Origin of the sequence: Nocardia sp. NPDC005998, assembly GCF_040614395.1 — a bacterium.
Lineage (GTDB): Bacteria > Actinomycetota > Actinomycetes > Mycobacteriales > Mycobacteriaceae > Nocardia.
In genome coordinates this window covers 118040-134133 of record NZ_JBEXUI010000025.1, presented here as the reverse complement: position 1 = coordinate 134133, position 16094 = coordinate 118040, and the positions used below count along the sequence as shown (strand labels likewise).

The window sequence follows — 16094 nt, the reverse complement described above, 5'->3', positions numbered from 1 at the left end:
GAAGAACTCGAACTCACGTGGCCCCAAGCCCTTACCGCGTCGATCCCGACCGCCCGCCGCTGAGCCAATCAATCCACAACTCTTGACAATTGCTCGCTTGTGTTCTGTGGAGAGGTGAGCGCTGCTGTGTTCTGCGGAGGGGGAGCGCCGCTGTGTTGTGTGAAGGGGCAGCGCTGCTGTGCTCTGCGGAGGGGGAGCCCCGCCGTGCGCCGTACGCTGTAGTAGACGACCCTGGCTCCGGCGCCCGAAACGCCGCGTCGGTCACCCTGATTACGGGGCCCGCGGTCCGAGCCCGCGCACCGACCAGCGCGCATAAGATGCGAAATAATAGGTCCTCGAGACCACGATGACCAGGGCGAATTGGTCTGCCCGCGAATAAACCGGTAAGCTTGGTCGGCGGTGCACCTACGCGCCGACTGTCTGCATGCCGCCGGTCCGGTCAACTGACCGGTTACATGCAAGCAGATACAAGGCAATCAAACCAGGTTTGAGTGTAAACCGGGATCGCGGAGGACATGGCGAAGAAAGACGGGGCCATCGAGGTCGAGGGTCGAGTTGTCGAGCCGCTGCCCAATGCGATGTTCCGGATCGAGCTCGAGAACGGGCACAAGGTTCTCGCGCACATCAGCGGGAAGATGCGGCAGCACTACATTCGCATCCTCCCCGAGGACCGTGTGGTCGTCGAGCTCTCGCCCTACGACTTGTCGCGCGGCCGCATCGTTTACCGCTACAAGTGATCGCGTGCGGTCCTCGGCTTCGAGGACGGCGTGACCATCGAGCCGCCAGGCTCACCACAAGGCTTCCCCAGTCTTCCGACTGGGGAAAAACTGTGTTCACATCCGTGTGAACCGAACAAGATTGGACGGACGTGAAGGTTCAGCCGAGCGTCAAGAAGATCTGCGAGAAGTGCAAGGTGATCCGCCGTCACGGTCGGGTCATGGTGATCTGCGAGAACCTGCGCCACAAGCAGCGCCAGGGCTGATTTTCGCCGCACCAGCCGGGCACCGATCACTGATCGGCTTGGCCAACTGAAAGAAGAACTCCCAGCTCCAGCCGCACACTGCGGAATTCGGGCCGCGCGGTTCCTCGGAATCGCAGAGCCCGAGGTGTGCGAGCCAACCACCGGTACGGAGGCCGGTGCCCCACCAGACGAGGGGACGGACAGGGAGCAGACCTCCGCAACGATTAAGGAACCTGCCACATGGCACGTCTCATGGGCGTTGATCTCCCGCGTGAAAAGCGCATGGAGATCGCGCTGACCTACATCTACGGCATCGGCCGTACCCGCGCCAAGGAGATCCTCGACGCGACGGGCGTCAGCCCCGACCTGCGCTCGAAGGACCTCAGCGACGAGCAGGTCACGCAGCTGCGTGACTACATCGAGGGTTCGGCCCTCAAGGTCGAGGGTGACCTGCGCCGCGAGGTGCAGGCCGACATTCGGCGCAAGATCGAAATCGGCTGCTACCAGGGTCTGCGCCACCGTCGTGGCCTGCCCGTGCGTGGCCAGCGCACCAAGACCAACGCGCGCACCCGCAAGGGCCCGAAGCGCACCGTCGCCGGCAAGAAGAAGTAGGGGATAAAGGATGCCTCCGAAGAGTCGGGCCTCCGGCCCCAAGAAGACCCAGAAGTCGCGTCGCCGGGAAAAGAAGAACGTCCCGCACGGCCACGCGCACATCAAGAGCACGTTCAACAACACCATCGTGTCGATCACCGACCCGGCCGGCAACGTCATCTCGTGGGCGTCCTCGGGCCACGTCGGCTTCAAGGGTTCGCGCAAGTCGACCCCGTTCGCCGCGCAGCTCGCCGCCGAGAACGCGGCCCGCAAGGCGCAGGAGAACGGCGTCAAGAAGGTCGACGTGTTCGTCAAGGGCCCCGGTTCGGGCCGCGAGACCGCGATCCGTTCGCTGCAGGCCGCTGGCCTGGAAGTCGGCACGATCTCCGATGTCACCCCGCAGCCGCACAACGGCTGCCGTCCGCCCAAGCGGCGTCGCGTCTAGCGGGAAAGGAATAACGAAAAATGGCTCGTTACACAGGCCCCATCACCCGCAAGTCGCGCCGTCTGCGGGTCGACCTCGTCGGAGGCGACCAGGCGTTCGAGCGTCGTCCGTACCCGCCCGGCCAGCACGGCCGCGCGCGGATCAAGGAGAGCGAGTACCTGCTCCAGCTGCAGGAGAAGCAGAAGGCGCGCTTCTCCTACGGCGTCATGGAGAAGCAGTTCCGCCGGTACTACGAAGAGGCCAACCGCCTCAAGGGCAAGACCGGTGACAACCTGCTCCGTCTGCTGGAGACCCGGCTCGACAACGTGGTGTACCGCGCCGGTCTGGCGCGTACCCGTCGGCAGGCCCGCCAGCTGGTCAGCCACGGTCACTTCCTGGTGAACAACCGGGCCGTGAACGTCCCCAGCTTCCAGGTGACGCAGTACGACATCATCGATGTCAAGGAGAAGTCGCTCGGCACGCTGCCGTTCCAGGTCGCGCGGGAGACCGTCGGCGACCGCCCGGTTCCGGGCTGGCTGCAGGTGCTCCCCGGCCGTCTGCGGATCCTGGTGCACCAGCTCCCCGAGCGCGCCCAGATCGATGTGCCGCTGCAGGAACAGCTGATCGTCGAGTACTACTCGAAGTAAGCAGGTTTCGTGCTGGTGGGTGACCGCCTGAACCAGGTGGTCACCCACAACCCCCAAAACGTGGGCATCAAATAGTGGGTGCCCGTACAGGAGGATGATCCTAATGCTGATTTCACAGCGTCCGACGCTGACCGAAGAGGTCGTCGCCGAGAACCGTTCGAAGTTCACCATCGAACCGCTGGAGCCGGGCTTCGGCTACACCCTCGGCAATTCGCTGCGGCGTACCCTGCTGTCCTCGATTCCGGGGGCCGCGGTCACGAGCATCCGCATCGACGGCGTCCTGCACGAGTTCACCACCGTTCCCGGTGTGAAGGAGGATGTCACCGACATCATCCTGAACCTCAAGGGTCTGGTCGTGTCCTCGGAGGAGGACGAGCCGGTCACGATGTACGTGCGCAAGCAGGGCCCGGGCACCGTCACCGCCGGTGACATCGTGCCGCCCGCCGGAGTCGTCGTGCACAACCCGGATATGCACATCGCCACCCTGAACGACAAGGGCAAGCTGGAGATCGAGCTCGTCGTCGAGCGCGGTCGCGGTTACGTCCCGGCCGTGCAGAACAAGGCGTCCGGCGCGGAAATCGGCCGGATCCCGGTGGATTCGATCTACTCGCCGGTGCTCAAGGTGACCTACAAGGTCGAGGCCACTCGTGTCGAGCAGCGCACCGACTTCGACCGTCTGATCCTGGACGTGGAGACCAAGAACTCCATCAGCGCCAGGGACGCGCTCGCCTCGGCGGGTAAGACCCTGGTCGAGCTCTTCGGCCTGGCCCGTGAGCTCAACGTCGAAGCCGAAGGCATCGAGATCGGCCCGTCCCCGGCCGAGGCGGATCACATCGCCTCGTTCGGTCTGCCGATCGAGGATCTGGACCTCACCGTCCGGTCCTACAACTGCCTCAAGCGCGAGGGTGTGCACACGGTGGGCGAGCTGGTCGCCCGCACCGAGTCGGACCTGCTGGACATCCGCAACTTCGGCCAGAAGTCCATCGACGAGGTCAAGGTCAAGCTGCACGCGCTCGGCCTCTCGCTCAAGGACAGCCCGGCGTCGTTCGATCCCTCGTCCGTGGTGGGTTATGACGCGAGCACCGGAACGTGGAGCGACAGCGGCACGTTCAGTGACACCGATGGCGGCGAGCAGGACTACGCCGAGACCGAACAGCTCTAGGCCGTCGGGGTAGGCACCCCGGCCCGGCCTCACACAAGGAGAACAAACAATGCCCAAGCCCAAGAAGGGTGCCCGCTTCGGCGGGTCGGCGTCGCACCAGAAGGCGATCTTCGCCAATCTGGCCACGGCGCTCTTCGAGCACGGTCGTATCACGACCACCGAGGCCAAGGCCAAGGCGCTGCGCCCCTACGCCGAGAAGCTGGTCACCAAGGCGAAGGGCGGCACCCTGGCCGACCGTCGCGAGGTGCTCAAGGTGATCCGGAACAAGGATGTCGTCCACGAGCTCTTCGCCTCGATCGGGCCGTCGTTCGAGGGCCGCGAGGGTGGCTACACCCGCATCACCAAGACGCTGCCCCGCAAGGGTGACAACGCGCCGATGGCGGTCATCGAGCTGGTCCGGGAGAAGACCGTGACCAACGAGGCCGACCGCGCCCGCCGCGTTGCCGCGTCCAAGAAGGCCGAGGCGCCCGTCGCCGAGACCGTTGTCGAGGAGCAGGCCGAAGAGGCCGTCGCCGAGACCGCCGAGGCTGTCGAGGCCGAGGCCCCGGCTGCCGACGAGGCCGCTGAGGATAAGAAGGACGCCTGACGTTCGCTCGCAAGTCCGGAATGAGCCCGCCGCCCCCCGTGGGTCGGCGGGCTCATTCGCATCCGACCGAGATCACCGCGCTGGCATCGGGTTTCGCGTGGTGAGCGGCCGGAGCCACCGGCGTTCGTATCGATTAGGAGATCGCCAGTGACCGAAAAGGAATCGGTGGATTCGAGCGCGTTGGGTGCGCCCGCGGCGGATTTGCCGGAAGTGTGGGCCGCGGCGGCCGACTCGGTTCGGGTGCGACTCGATATCAGTTACGACGGCACCGATTTCATCGGCTGGGCGCGCCAGCCCGGGCTGCGCACCGTGCAGGGCGTGCTCGAGGAAGCGCTGAGCAAGGTGTTGCGCGAGCCCATCCAATTGACCGTCGCGGGCCGCACCGATGCCGGGGTGCACGCCGAGGGGCAGGTCGCGCATTTCGATACCGGCGCCGAACCGGATGCGGCCAAGCTGCTCCACCGCATGGCGCGGTTTCTTCCGAAAGATGTGCGGATCACCGATATTCGCCTCGCCCCGCCCGAATTCGACGCACGCTTCTCAGCGATCCGCCGGCACTATGTGTACCGACTGACCACGGCACCCTATGGTGCTGAACCACTGCAGGCCCGCAGCGTCGTCGCCTGTCGCCACGACGTGGATCTCGAAGCCATGCGCGCGGCCTCGCAAAAGCTATTGGGCCTGCACAATTTCGCCGCCTTCTGCCGCCGTCGCGATGGTGCGACCACCGTTCGCGAACTCCAGCGCTTCGACTGGGAGCGCGACGGCGACCTGCTCGCCGCCTATGTCAGCGCGGATGCCTTCTGCTGGTCCATGGTTCGCAGCCTCGTCGGCGCGGTTCTCGCAGTGGGGGAGGGCCGTCGCACTCCCGACTGGGTCGCCGGACTGTTGAATGAGACCGAACGCTCCAGCTCAGTGACCGTGGCCCCCGCACATGGCCTCAGCCTTATCAACGTCGACTATCCGGACGATTCCGACCTGGCCGCCCGCAACGCCCAAACCCGCGAAATGCGTTCGGTGCCAACCGTGGACGACGGCTGCTGCGGCAGCTGAACCCGATCCGGTCCCCATCCAGATCGCTCTCGCATGCGCGGGTCAGCTGCGGCGGCGATCCAGTGCAGCCGTGATCAGGGCGCGGGCCTGATTACCCACGACCGCCTGCCTTGCGATCACGTCGAGCGCTCGGCCAAATGCACAGCCGTGCAAAGCGACTCGGCTGCGGCCTCGTCAAGACCGTGACATTCGACGGCACGGTCGATGACCATGTCGGCCGCTCGGCGAACGTCGTACCGACGCTCGATGTCGAGGCCGTGATCGCGCCGATTGCCCTTCGCCGGTGCGATTCCCCACGTACTCCTGCGGGTATCCGAATAGAACACGGTGAACCTCGAGGCCACCTAACCGCGACCGGATGACGTATTCCACGCCGAACGGGCGCAATCCCGCACGTAGCGACGACGCTCGAAGGGAGGTGACGACATGGTGGATGTGTTAGGTCCTGGGCCGGACGGTGCGGCATGCGAAAACTGGAACCAAGCCCTGAACTGCGACGATGACGGCCAGGACGACTGAGTGGCAGCAGGTGCCGCAACACTCTGGTTTGCGAAATGTGCTCGGTGTCAATGACTACCGAGGTGGTCACGGCCGGGATGGGTGAAGGCGGCGCTCCCGCACCGCGATTCGGCGGGCGCACTGCGGTGCGGAAGCATGACCGCCGGTCAGCTGGACGAACCCGCCTCGATCGTCCGCGGTTGGCTGCCACCGGAGATTTCGATGCGGCGCGGCTTGGCCTTCTCGGCGATCGGAAGCGTCACCGAGAGCACGCCGTTGTTGTAGGTCGCGCTGATGTGGTCGGCATCGACATTGTCGCCGAGGCTGAGTTGGCGCATATACGTACCGGCGAAGCGCTCGGACGCAATCCATTGCACGCCTTCATCACTGGGCAGGCTGCGCTGCGCGCGGAGGGTGAGGGTGCCGTTGTCGACGCTCACATCCACCGTGCCGGGGTCGACGCCGGGCAGGTCGGCATTGAGTACGTAATGGTCGCCTGCCTTGAACAGATCCATCGGCATGAATCGCGGCGCACGAGATGTCCCGACGGATTCGCCGAGCAGTTGGCGGGCGACGGTGTCGATGTCATGGAATGGATCGAACCGGAGCACAGCAATCACCTCCATTTCACGAGCGGCGGCGCCTGCCACGGCGGCAAGCGCCGGAAGCTGTGCACTACCCAAGTTAGCACTCTCGAATTGAGAGTGCTAATAGGTTAATGGCGATTATCCGCCCGGTGTTGCGTGCGGATCTCGCGTCGGAATAGGAACGGCTGCAGGTTGGTTGGCTCCGGGCATGACTATCGAAGGTCTTGGACGGTTCGGTGTTTGGCGCGGATATGTGGGGTTCACCCCGCAGGATGCGCGCGAGCTGGAGGAGCTCGGCTACGGCACGCTGTGGCTCGGTTCGTCCCCGCCGGCGGAGCTGCCGGTGATCGAGTCGCTGCTCGACGCGACCGAGTCGATCACCGTGGCGACCAGCATCGTGAACATCTGGTCGGCGCCCGCGAAGCAGGTCGCGGAGTCGTTCCACCGCATCGATGCGCGGTTCCCCGGGCGGTTCCTGCTCGGTCTGGGCGCGGGTCATCCCGAGCACACCGGCGAATACCGCAAGCCCTATGACGCGCTGGTCGAATACTTCGACGAGTTGGATGCGGCCGGGGTGCCCAAGGAGCGTCGCGCACTCGCTGCGCTGGGTCCGCGGGTGCTGAAGCTGGCGGCGGACCGGTCCGCTGGCGCGCTGCCCTACCTGGTCACCACCGAGCACACCGCACGCGCTCGCGCCGTGCTCGGCCCGGATGCGCTGCTGGCGACCGAACACAAGGTGGTCCTGGACGAGGATCCGGTGCGGGCCCGCGCCACCGCCCGCCCACGCGTCGAGTTCTATCTGGACCTGCAGAACTACGTCGCCAACCTGCGCAGACTCGGCTTCACCGATGAGGATGTGACCAAGCCGGGCAGTGACCGCCTCTACGACGCCCTGGTCGCGCACGGCAGCCCCGAGTCGGTCGTCGACCAGCTCACCGCGCATCTGACCGCGGGCGCCGATCATGTCGCGATCCAAATCCTCGACAATGAGCCCGCCGCCCTGCGCACGCTGGCTCCATTGCTGGCGAAGCATTCCTGAGACCCCGGAGGCGATCGGCCTAAGTTACTGGCCGATCGCCCTAAGGGAACGTTAGAAACCGGCCCCACCGGTTCCGCCCGCGCTGTGACTGCGCACACACTGGTCTCCGACCGACGCAAGGCCGCGTCGAAGAAGGAGATCTTGTGACTACGACACAGCCCGTGGGCGAACGCCGGGTGGTCGCCAACGTATTGCGTGGTTCCATCGGCAATCTTGTCGAGTGGTACGACTGGTATGTCTACGCCGCGTTCAGCGTGTACTTCGCGAAATCCTTCTTCCCGAAGGGTGATTCCACCGCGCAATTGCTGTCCACCGCAGCCGTTTTCGCGGTCGGCTTCCTCATGCGGCCACTCGGTGGCTGGGCACTCGGACGCTATGCGGACAAGTTCGGACGGCGCTCGGCGCTGACCCTCTCGGTGACCGTGATGGCTGCGGGTTCGCTGCTGATCGCGGTGACGCCCGGGTACCAGACGATCGGTATCGCGGCACCGGTGCTGCTGTTGCTCGCCCGCTTGTTACAGGGCCTTTCGGTCGGCGGCGAATATGCAACCAGCGCAACGTATCTGTCCGAGGTGGCCTCCACAGGTAAGCGTGGGTTCTACTCGAGTTTCCAGTACGTCACGCTGGTCGCCGGTCAGCTGGTCGCGCTCGGCGTGCAGATCATCCTGCAGCAGTTCCTGAACAACGCCCAGATGAACAACTGGGGCTGGCGCATTCCGTTTGTCATCGGTGCGGCGGCCGCGCTCATTGTGATGTGGCTGCGGCGCAGCATGGACGAATCCGAGCACTTCGAGGCCGAGGTCGAGGCCGAGCGGGTGCCGCAGCAGGGGCGCGCAGCTCAGCAGCCCGCGCGCGGTTCGCTGCGGATGCTGTTGCAGTACCCCAGGGAATGCCTGCTGGTGATCGGTCTGACGCTCGGCGGCACCGTGGCGTTCTACACCTACACCACGTACATGCAGAAGTTCATGATCAATACCTCCGGTATTTCCAAGTCGACCGTCTCGTGGATCAACTTCATCGCGCTGCTGGTCTTCGTGATACTGCAGCCGCTGGCCGGGGCGCTGTCCGACCGCGTCGGGCGGCGCAAGCTGCTGATCTTCTTCGGTGTGGCCGGCACCCTGCTGACCGTGCCGATCATGACCGTGCTCGCGCACACCAAGAATCCGATCGCGGCGTGGGCGCTGATGATGGCCGCGCTGGTCATCATCACCGGCTACACCTCGATCAACGCGATCGTGAAGGCCGAACTGTTCCCGACCAAGATCCGCGCACTCGGCGTCGGCCTGCCGTACGCGCTGACCGTGGCGATCTTCGGCGGCACCGCGGAGACCATCGCACTGTCGCTGAAGCAGGCCCATCACGAATCGCTGTACTTCTGGTACGTCGCCGGGTGCATCGGAATCTCGCTGCTCACCTACTGGTTCATGCGGGAGACCTCGAGCGGGTCGGCCATCGATGCCGATGCCGCCGCCGATATCTCGCTGACCAAGACGGATGCGCCAGTCGCCGAGCCGCACCGTGACCTCGCAGCCGTGCGGCGCTGATCGCCCATCCGCACACGCCGGTCATCCGCTATGGGAGGATCGGCGTGTGCGGCTTGCGGTGGTCGAAGATGATGACGGCGTAGGCGACGCGCTGGTGGAAGCCCTCAACGCCCGCGGTTATCAGGCCGAACGCAAGCGCCGCGGCGCGGATCTGCTCATCGCCCACCGCGGTTACGACGCGGTCATCCTGGACCTCGGACTGCCCGACGGCGATGGTCTGCATGTGCTGCGCCAACTGCGCGAGGTGAGTTCGGTGCCGGTGCTGATCCTGACCGCGCGCAGCGACGAACGCTCGATTGTGCGCGGGCTGCGCGGCGGTGCCGACGACTATCTGGTGAAGCCGCCGCGGATCGCGGAATTGATGGCTCGGCTGGAGAATGTCGTGCGGCGCGCGGCGGCCGGATCGCAACCGGAGCGGGCCGAGGTGGTCACCGGGGATGTGCGGGTCGATCTCGCGGCCCGGGTGGTCGAGGTCGCCGGTCGGCCGATCGCCTTGACCCAGAAGGAATTCGAGTTGGTCGAGGCATTGGTGGAGCGGCCCGGGGCCGCGGTCAGCCGCCAGCAACTGATGGATCGGATCTGGGGCGACGCATTCGTCGCGGTTTCGCGTTCGCTGGACGTTCACATGACCGGACTGCGTGCGAAATTGGACCGACCTGGGCTGATCACCACCATTCGCGGCTACGGTTACCGCTGGGGCCAGTGATCACATCGACCCGCGAGTCCAGGTAAGAGAAGCGGAGCCAGTATGCGCAGACGACTACTCGTCGCGCTGACGGTATTCGCGGCGATCGCGGTATTCGCCTTCGCGGTACCGCTGTCGCTGACCTTCGCGACCAGCCGGACCCAGGAATTCGTGGCCGATCGCTCCGGCGATGCCGACCGGTTCGCCGCCCTCGCCGATGCCGCTGTGGCCGAGGGGGACAGCCGGGCGCTGGCCGATGAGGTCGGCCGCTATCACGATCTGTATGCGGAGAACGTGCTGGTAGTCGATGCCCGCGGCGCCCGAGCGGTGAATGCGGGGGTGGATGTGGCGTCGGCTCCGGTCCAGGCCGCGGTCGCCGCCGCCCGCCGCAACCAGCGGCCGCAGCCGGTGAATCGACTGACACCGTGGAGTGGGCCGACGGTGCTGATCGCCCGGCCGGTCGGCACCGGGGTGCAGGTCAACGGTGCGGTGGTGATCGAGGCCTCCACCGCGCGCGCCCGCCGTGATATCGCCCGCGCGTGGACGGTGATCGCGGTCGGGGCGGTGCTGATGATGGTGGTGTTCACGATGCTGGCGCTGAGCCTGGGGCGCTGGGTGCTGCGCCCGCTGGCGGCGTTGTCGCAGGCGGTCGCCGAGTTGACCGCGACCCTGCCCAAGCCGCGCGCCCAGGCCGCCGCGCACGTGTCCATCGCCCGGCATCACGGCGGGCCGCCGGAGATGCGCGCGGTCGCGGAATCCTTCGATGCCATGGCGCTCGCCGTCGCCGATTCGGCGGACGCGCAACGCCAGCTGGTCGCCGATACCGCACATGCGATGCGAAATCCGCTTGCCGCCTTGACGATTCGTCTCGACTCCTTGGAATATGCGATCCCGGAGAGCGCGGTGGCGACCTTCCACAGTGCGGGTGCCGAGGTCGACCGGCTGACCGCGCTGCTCGATGGTCTGCTGAGTCTGGCGGTCGCCGAGACGCCCGCCGCCTTCGAGGCTGCGCGCACCCCCACCGCTACCGACAACCACTGCGACGCGGTACAGGTTGTCGCGGACCGGGTCGACGCCTGGTACTCCGCATACGAGAATTCCGGACAGGAATTGTCCGCGGCGCCCATGGTGCCGGAGGCCGATACCGCGGTCTCCGGCGATGTGCTCGCCCAGATTCTCGATGTGCCGCTGAGCAATTCGTGCAGATACGCCGGATCCGGCGCGCAGACCGTCATGGTGGTCGATTCCGAACCGGGTTGGGTCATGGTGACCGTGCGGGACAATGGCGCCGGTGTCGAACCCGCGGAGATCGATAAACTGACCACCCGCTTCTTCCGTGGCTCCGGCGCCGCCTCCGGCGGTTCCGGCCTCGGCCTCCCGATCGCCGCGGCGCTGGCCCAGGCGCGCGGCGGCACGCTGAGCGTGCGACCGGTCCAACCGCACGGACTCGCCATCCAGATCCGCCTGCCGCAGGCGGTGCGGACGTGATCACACGGCGGACGTTCTTGGCGCTCACCGCCGCTGGTATCGCGGCCGGTGCCGTCGGATGTGGCGGGGATGTGGCAACGGTGCGGCTGGCCTCCGGTGAGGTCGGCGGCTTCTATCACGCATTCGCGCGGCTGCTCGCGGCCGTCGCCGCGGAGGCGGGGACGGTGCGGATCGAGCCGGTGCCGACAACCGGGTCGCAGGAGAATTTGGCAATGCTGACCAGCGGACGGGTGGATGCCGCATTGGCACTCGCCGATTCGGTACAGGGTGAGCGTCAGCCGGTCGTGGCGCTGGGCCGGGTGTACGAGAACTATCTGCAGCTGGCCGTGCGGTCCGAAGGCGCGATCCAGCGGGTCACCGATCTGCGGGGCACCCGGATCAACCTCGGCGCCGCGGGATCCGGCGCCGCGGTCACCGGGGAACGGCTGCTGTGGGCCGCAGGCGTGAATCCCGGTGTGGACGTGGATATTTCGCATCGACCGTTGCGGGATGCGGTGGCGGGCGTGGAATCCGGTGAGCTGGATGCGTTGCTGTGGGCCGGTGGTGTACCCACCGATGTGCTCGACGTACCGCAACGGCTGCGGCTCATCGAACTCGGTGAGCTGGCGGCGCCGATGCGGGAACGGTTCGGGCATCTGTACGACTTGGTCGAAATTCCCGCCGACGCCTATGACGGCGGCGCGGCGATCCGGACGGTCGGCGTCGCGAATCTGCTGCTCGCCGCCCCGACCATGTCGGACGCCGCGGCGGGAGCGATCGTCGAACTGCTGGTTTCCCGGGCGGATGCGCTGGTACCGGCCGAGGCGGCGGGCACCCAGTTCCTGGATACCCGATCACTCATCGGAACCGATTCCGTCCCGCTGCACCCGGGTGCGGCCGCGGTCTACCGACGACGGCACGGCTGATCCCCGGTCAGGAACGGACCAGGCGGGCGATGGCGTCGGTGGCCTCTTTGATCTTGGCATCGGCCTCCGGGCCGCCGGTGACCGCCGCATCCACCACGCAGTGGCTGATGTGGTCCTCCAGCAGACCCATCGCAACGGCCTGCAGTGCCTTTGTCATCGCGGAGACCTGGGTAAGGATATCGATGCAGTACTTCTCCTCCTCGACCATGCGCTGCAGGCCGCGGGCCTGGCCCTCGATCCGGCGCAGGCGCTTGAGGTAGTCGTCCTTGGCGGTGATGTAGCCGTGCGAGGCATGGTCGTGCGCGGCGTGGTCATGGGTGGTCACGCCCTCGGCCGCGGTGTCCTGGCCCGGCGCGGGCGTGGTGTCATGGTGCGACGGGGTGGGTGTCACCGACTGTCTCCTCGCTGCTCGCCGGATCTCCGGCCGGACCTGGATTAATACCCCCCTAGGGTACAGTGCCGTGGGGGAATTGTCAGGTCGGTGTGCGCTCGGTCGCGTCGGATGTTCGGCGCCGCTGTGGGCAAGGGGTGGCCTGTACTCGGCCGCCGCGATCACGCCGAACGCGCCGAGCGTACGTGGCGCAGGCAATTATGGACGAAGGTCCAGTTAGCCGGATCCGGACCCGTCTGGTCTAGCGGCGGGGGCTGGCGAGAGAATCGGTGCATGAGTTTGGATCTTCGGCCCGCGCTCGCCGTGATCGGCGGTAGTGGCTTCTATGATTTCTTCGATAACGAGGCGACCACCGTCGAGGTCGATACGCCCTACGGCAAGCCGAGTGCGCCCATCGCGGTCGGTGAGGTGGAGGGTCGCCCGGTAGCCTTCCTGCCCCGGCACGGCAAGCAGCACGAATTCGCGCCGCATACGCTGCCGTACCAGGCCAATATGTGGGCGCTGCGCTCGATCGGGGTGCGGCGGATCTTCGCGCCGTGCGCGGTCGGCAGCCTGCGCGCGGACTGGGGGCCGGGCACCGTAGCGGTGCCGGATCAGCTGGTCGACCGGACCTCCGGCCGTCCGCAGACCTACTTCGACGGCGGTGGTGTGCACGTCTCCTTCGCCGATCCGTATTGCGACGAACTGCGTTCCGCGGCAACGAAATCCGCGACCGACGCGCTGTCGGTAAAAGCCTCGGGGACCATGGTCGTGGTGCAGGGCCCGCGCTTCTCCACCCGGGCCGAGAGCCGCTGGTTCGCCGCACAGGGCTGGGAACTGGTCAATATGACCGGGCATCCGGAGGCGGTGCTCGCTCGTGAGCTCGAAATGTGCTACGCCGCAGTTGCGTTGGTGACCGACCTGGATGCCGGTCTGGAGGAGGGCGACGGTGTGCACGCGGTCGACGTCTTCGCCGAATTCAAGAAGAACCTCGGCCCGTTCAAGGAGTTGATCCGGCGTTCGGTTTCGGCGGTCACTGGAACCGACACCTGCGACCGCTGCCGGGTGCACGCAGGAGTATCGCTGCCGTTCGAACTACCGTGAGAAATGATGCTGGCTGTACCGAGTGACCGACAGGTACGGAAATGCCCTTAGTCAGATTGGGTTCGGAGCCGAACGCGGGGTGTGGATGCGATGAGAGTACTGGTCACCGGGGCAGCCGGGTTCATCGGGGCGCGATTGCGGCGGGCGTTGGCCGCGGCCGGGCACGAGGTGGTCGGGATCGATGTGCTGTACGAAGCGGTGCACGGGCCGGATGCGCAAGTGCCCGAAGGGGTTTCGCGGGTAGATGTGCGCGATGCCGACGCGCTCGAACCGTTGCTGCGCGGTATCGATACCGTATGCCATCTCGCGGCGGTCACCTCCGCGCCCGAATCGGCGGTGTTCGCCGCGCACAATGATGTGGGCACCGCGGTACTGCTCGACGTGATGGGACGGGCGAAGGTTCGTCATCTGGTGCTCGCCTCGTCCATCGTGGTGTACGGCGAGGGGCGCTATCGCGGAATGAACAGCGGGCCGTTCTATCCGGGGCTGCGGCGGCGGGCCGATCTGGATCGCGGCATGTTCGACCACCTGTCCCCGCGCACCGGAGAACTGCTCACCTGGGAGCCGCTCAACGAGGATGCGCCGCTGCGCCCGCGCGGATTCTACGGGGCGAGCAAGATGGCGCAGGAAAACTATGCGCTCGCTTGGGGTTTGGCGACCGGTGCGGCCGTTACGGCGCTGCGGTACCACAATGGCTACGGCGCAGGTGTCCGCTCCGGATTCATCGGAAAGTTCCTCGCCGCACTCGATCAGGGAAGACCGCCCCTGGTGGACGAGGACGGCGGACAGGTCCGCGACATCGTGCACGTAGACGACATCGTGACCGCCACCGTAGCCGCCGTCGACCGACGCCTCCCCGGCTTCGTACCCTTGAACATCGCCTCCGGCCACCCGATCACCATGTGGGAGGTCGCTTCGATCATGGCCAAATCCCGTGGCGGCCCCGACCCGGTGGTAACCGGCAGCTACCTGCTGGCCGATGCTCGCCACATCGTTGCAGACCCCGAACGAGCCAGGCGCGCACTGGGTTTCACCGCCCAAATATCACCCGGCCAAGGCCTGGCCGCACTTGCCGCCCCGCAGTGGAGGCCACCGCACCCCGTCCGGAATCCGCGCCACTACATGTGCGGGTCGCGCCGGACACGCCGGGGCCACAGCGCCCCGAGTCGCATCCCGCCGCACCGATCACGAAGGCCACGGACCTGCGCCAGGACCCACCCGTCACGAATGCGAATGTTGCGGTCTCGCGCCCGAGCGAGCCCGCCCCGAACGTGAAAACCGTTGCGCCCAATCCGGAGTCAGCGACACCCGAGGTCGCCTCACCGAACATGAACGCTGTCGCCCCAACTCCCCAACCGGCTGCCCCGAGACCTGAGACCGGCACGTCGCAGCCGAGTGAGTCGGCACTCCCTGGTCGAACGCCCGCACCGAAGCCAGAGGCTGGTTCGGCTACTGTGCCGGGGAGGTAAAGGCGTCGGCGTGGGTGCGCGCCCATTGTTCGAAGGTGCGCGGTTCTCGGCCGGTTACCGCTCGCACCGTGGGGTGTATCTGGGATTCGTCCAAGGTGCCGTCGACGAAGAAGCTCCAGAATGCATCGACGTACTTCTGCGGCATGGTCGCTTCGAGTTCGGCGCGCGTCTGCTCGTTGGTCAAACCCGCGCAGACCAGCGGTCGGTCGAGTACCTGGGCGAGCACGGCGACCTGCTCGGCGGGCACCAGGGCTCGGGCACCGGTCAGCTCGAGGATCCGGCCCGCGAGTTCGCCGCCGGTCAGGGCGACCGCCGCGACGGCCGCGATATCGGCGGGATCGATGGCGGCGACGGGTACGTCGGGGAACTGGGCGCGGATCACATCACCCTGTGCGAGCTGCGGCAACCAGCGCAGCGCATTCGACATGAACGAGCGTGGGCGCAGGAACGTCCAGGCCAGACCGGATTCGCGCACGTCCCGCTCGGCCTGTGTCATATATGCGGAGACTGCGTTGTTCATATCCGCCTGCGCCGCCGAACCGCCGGAGAGCAGGACAATATGCTGTACCCCTGCCTTTTTCGCGCGCGCGAGCAGGTCCGGAGTGTCCGCATAGCCCGGCAGCAGGAACATCCCGGTGACCGCGTCCAGGGCCTCGGTCAGGCTCTCCGGCCGATTCAGATCGCCCGTCACCGCCTCGACACCGGCGGGCAGCTGCGCGCGAGCGGGATCGCGGACCAGTGCGCGCACGGAATTACCCGAATTGCTCAGCACCGCAACTAGTTCCGTTCCGATATTGCCCGTCGCGCCGGTTACCAGGATCATGTTCGCTCCTCCGTGTCGCACTGAGTTCGGTCGACGAATCTACTCGTCCCATCATGCGAAATCACCGTGTCGGCGTCTCACCATCCCAGGTAAATATGCCGTCGGCCGATGTCGACCGAATCGAGATCGCTGCGCCCGCTTCGACCGTACCGGCGGCC

At 66.5% G+C, this 16094-nt stretch carries 17 protein-coding genes and 1 pseudogene; 15 read left to right on the top strand and 3 right to left on the bottom strand.

What is annotated here, in order from left to right:
* Positions 1 to 515 precede the first annotated feature (515 nt).
* The 8 genes from infA to truA all read left to right on the top strand — a co-directional run bounded on the left by infA (position 516) and on the right by truA (position 5424).
* Positions 516 to 737 carry a translation initiation factor IF-1 gene (gene infA, locus ABZ293_RS28340; protein ID WP_003418601.1) on the top strand — a complete coding sequence of 74 codons (222 nt, stop codon included), beginning with the start codon at positions 516 to 518 and terminating at the stop codon, positions 735 to 737.
* Positions 738 to 868: 131 nt separating this feature from the next.
* On the top strand, positions 869 to 982 hold the full coding sequence (gene rpmJ / locus ABZ293_RS28335) for a 50S ribosomal protein L36 (protein ID WP_040686659.1): 114 nt from the start codon (positions 869 to 871) through the stop codon (positions 980 to 982).
* A 219-nt stretch (positions 983 to 1201) separates the two neighbouring features.
* The gene (gene rpsM, locus ABZ293_RS28330; RefSeq protein ID WP_355185512.1) at positions 1202 to 1573 is read left to right on the top strand and encodes a 30S ribosomal protein S13; all 372 of its coding nucleotides are present in this window, start codon (positions 1202 to 1204) and stop codon (positions 1571 to 1573) included.
* 10 nt (positions 1574 to 1583) lie between these two features.
* Complete coding sequence (rpsK, locus tag ABZ293_RS28325) at positions 1584 to 1997, top strand: 30S ribosomal protein S11 (protein WP_040731638.1); 414 nt, start codon at positions 1584 to 1586, stop codon at positions 1995 to 1997.
* A 20-nt stretch (positions 1998 to 2017) separates the two neighbouring features.
* On the top strand, positions 2018 to 2623 hold the full coding sequence (gene rpsD / locus ABZ293_RS28320; protein WP_063039138.1) for a 30S ribosomal protein S4: 606 nt from the start codon (positions 2018 to 2020) through the stop codon (positions 2621 to 2623).
* A 103-nt stretch (positions 2624 to 2726) separates the two neighbouring features.
* The gene (locus ABZ293_RS28315) at positions 2727 to 3785 is read left to right on the top strand and encodes a DNA-directed RNA polymerase subunit alpha (protein WP_067785162.1); all 1059 of its coding nucleotides are present in this window, start codon (positions 2727 to 2729) and stop codon (positions 3783 to 3785) included.
* Positions 3786 to 3834: 49 nt separating this feature from the next.
* A complete protein-coding gene (gene rplQ / locus ABZ293_RS28310) occupies positions 3835 to 4371 on the top strand; it encodes a 50S ribosomal protein L17 (RefSeq protein ID WP_355185510.1) in 537 nt (178 codons plus the stop codon).
* A 240-nt stretch (positions 4372 to 4611) separates the two neighbouring features.
* A complete protein-coding gene (gene truA, locus ABZ293_RS28305; protein WP_355185528.1) occupies positions 4612 to 5424 on the top strand; it encodes a tRNA pseudouridine(38-40) synthase TruA in 813 nt (270 codons plus the stop codon).
* Between the two features lie 665 nt (positions 5425 to 6089).
* Here truA and ABZ293_RS28300 read toward each other — a convergent pair.
* Positions 6090 to 6533: an Hsp20/alpha crystallin family protein gene (locus ABZ293_RS28300; RefSeq protein WP_355185508.1), complete on the bottom strand. Its 444-nt coding sequence runs from the start codon at positions 6531 to 6533 to the stop codon at positions 6090 to 6092.
* A gap of 184 nt (positions 6534 to 6717) precedes the next feature.
* Between ABZ293_RS28300 and ABZ293_RS28295 the strand changes: the two genes are divergently transcribed.
* The 5 genes from ABZ293_RS28295 to ABZ293_RS28275 all read left to right on the top strand — a co-directional run bounded on the left by ABZ293_RS28295 (position 6718) and on the right by ABZ293_RS28275 (position 12170).
* Complete coding sequence (locus ABZ293_RS28295; protein WP_355185506.1) at positions 6718 to 7548, top strand: LLM class F420-dependent oxidoreductase; 831 nt, start codon at positions 6718 to 6720, stop codon at positions 7546 to 7548.
* A 143-nt stretch (positions 7549 to 7691) separates the two neighbouring features.
* A complete protein-coding gene (locus ABZ293_RS28290; RefSeq protein ID WP_355185504.1) occupies positions 7692 to 9092 on the top strand; it encodes an MFS transporter in 1401 nt (466 codons plus the stop codon).
* A 46-nt stretch (positions 9093 to 9138) separates the two neighbouring features.
* Positions 9139 to 9798, top strand: coding sequence for a response regulator transcription factor (locus tag ABZ293_RS28285; RefSeq protein ID WP_355185502.1), 660 nt, complete (start codon positions 9139 to 9141; stop codon positions 9796 to 9798).
* Positions 9799 to 9840: 42 nt separating this feature from the next.
* The gene (locus ABZ293_RS28280) at positions 9841 to 11265 is read left to right on the top strand and encodes a HAMP domain-containing sensor histidine kinase (RefSeq protein WP_355185500.1); all 1425 of its coding nucleotides are present in this window, start codon (positions 9841 to 9843) and stop codon (positions 11263 to 11265) included.
* Entirely contained in the window at positions 11262 to 12170 is a 909-nt protein-coding gene (locus ABZ293_RS28275; RefSeq protein ID WP_355185499.1) for a TAXI family TRAP transporter solute-binding subunit, read from the top strand. The genes ABZ293_RS28280 and ABZ293_RS28275 overlap by 4 nt, the downstream gene beginning before the upstream one ends.
* Before the next feature lie 7 nt (positions 12171 to 12177).
* On the opposite strand, the gene ABZ293_RS28270 is transcribed toward ABZ293_RS28275, so the two are convergent.
* Entirely contained in the window at positions 12178 to 12495 is a 318-nt protein-coding gene (locus ABZ293_RS28270) for a metal-sensitive transcriptional regulator (protein WP_354951877.1), read from the bottom strand.
* A 339-nt stretch (positions 12496 to 12834) separates the two neighbouring features.
* Between ABZ293_RS28270 and ABZ293_RS28265 the strand changes: the two genes are divergently transcribed.
* The gene (locus ABZ293_RS28265) at positions 12835 to 13644 is read left to right on the top strand and encodes an S-methyl-5'-thioadenosine phosphorylase (RefSeq protein WP_355185497.1); all 810 of its coding nucleotides are present in this window, start codon (positions 12835 to 12837) and stop codon (positions 13642 to 13644) included.
* Positions 13645 to 13734: 90 nt separating this feature from the next.
* Positions 13735 to 14706: pseudogene (locus tag ABZ293_RS28260) on the top strand (NAD-dependent epimerase/dehydratase family protein); the annotation flags it as partial.
* A 387-nt stretch (positions 14707 to 15093) separates the two neighbouring features.
* Here the strand turns inward: ABZ293_RS28260 and ABZ293_RS28255 are convergent.
* Entirely contained in the window at positions 15094 to 15936 is an 843-nt protein-coding gene (locus ABZ293_RS28255; RefSeq protein ID WP_355185495.1) for an NmrA family NAD(P)-binding protein, read from the bottom strand.
* Positions 15937 to 16094 lie beyond the last annotated feature (158 nt).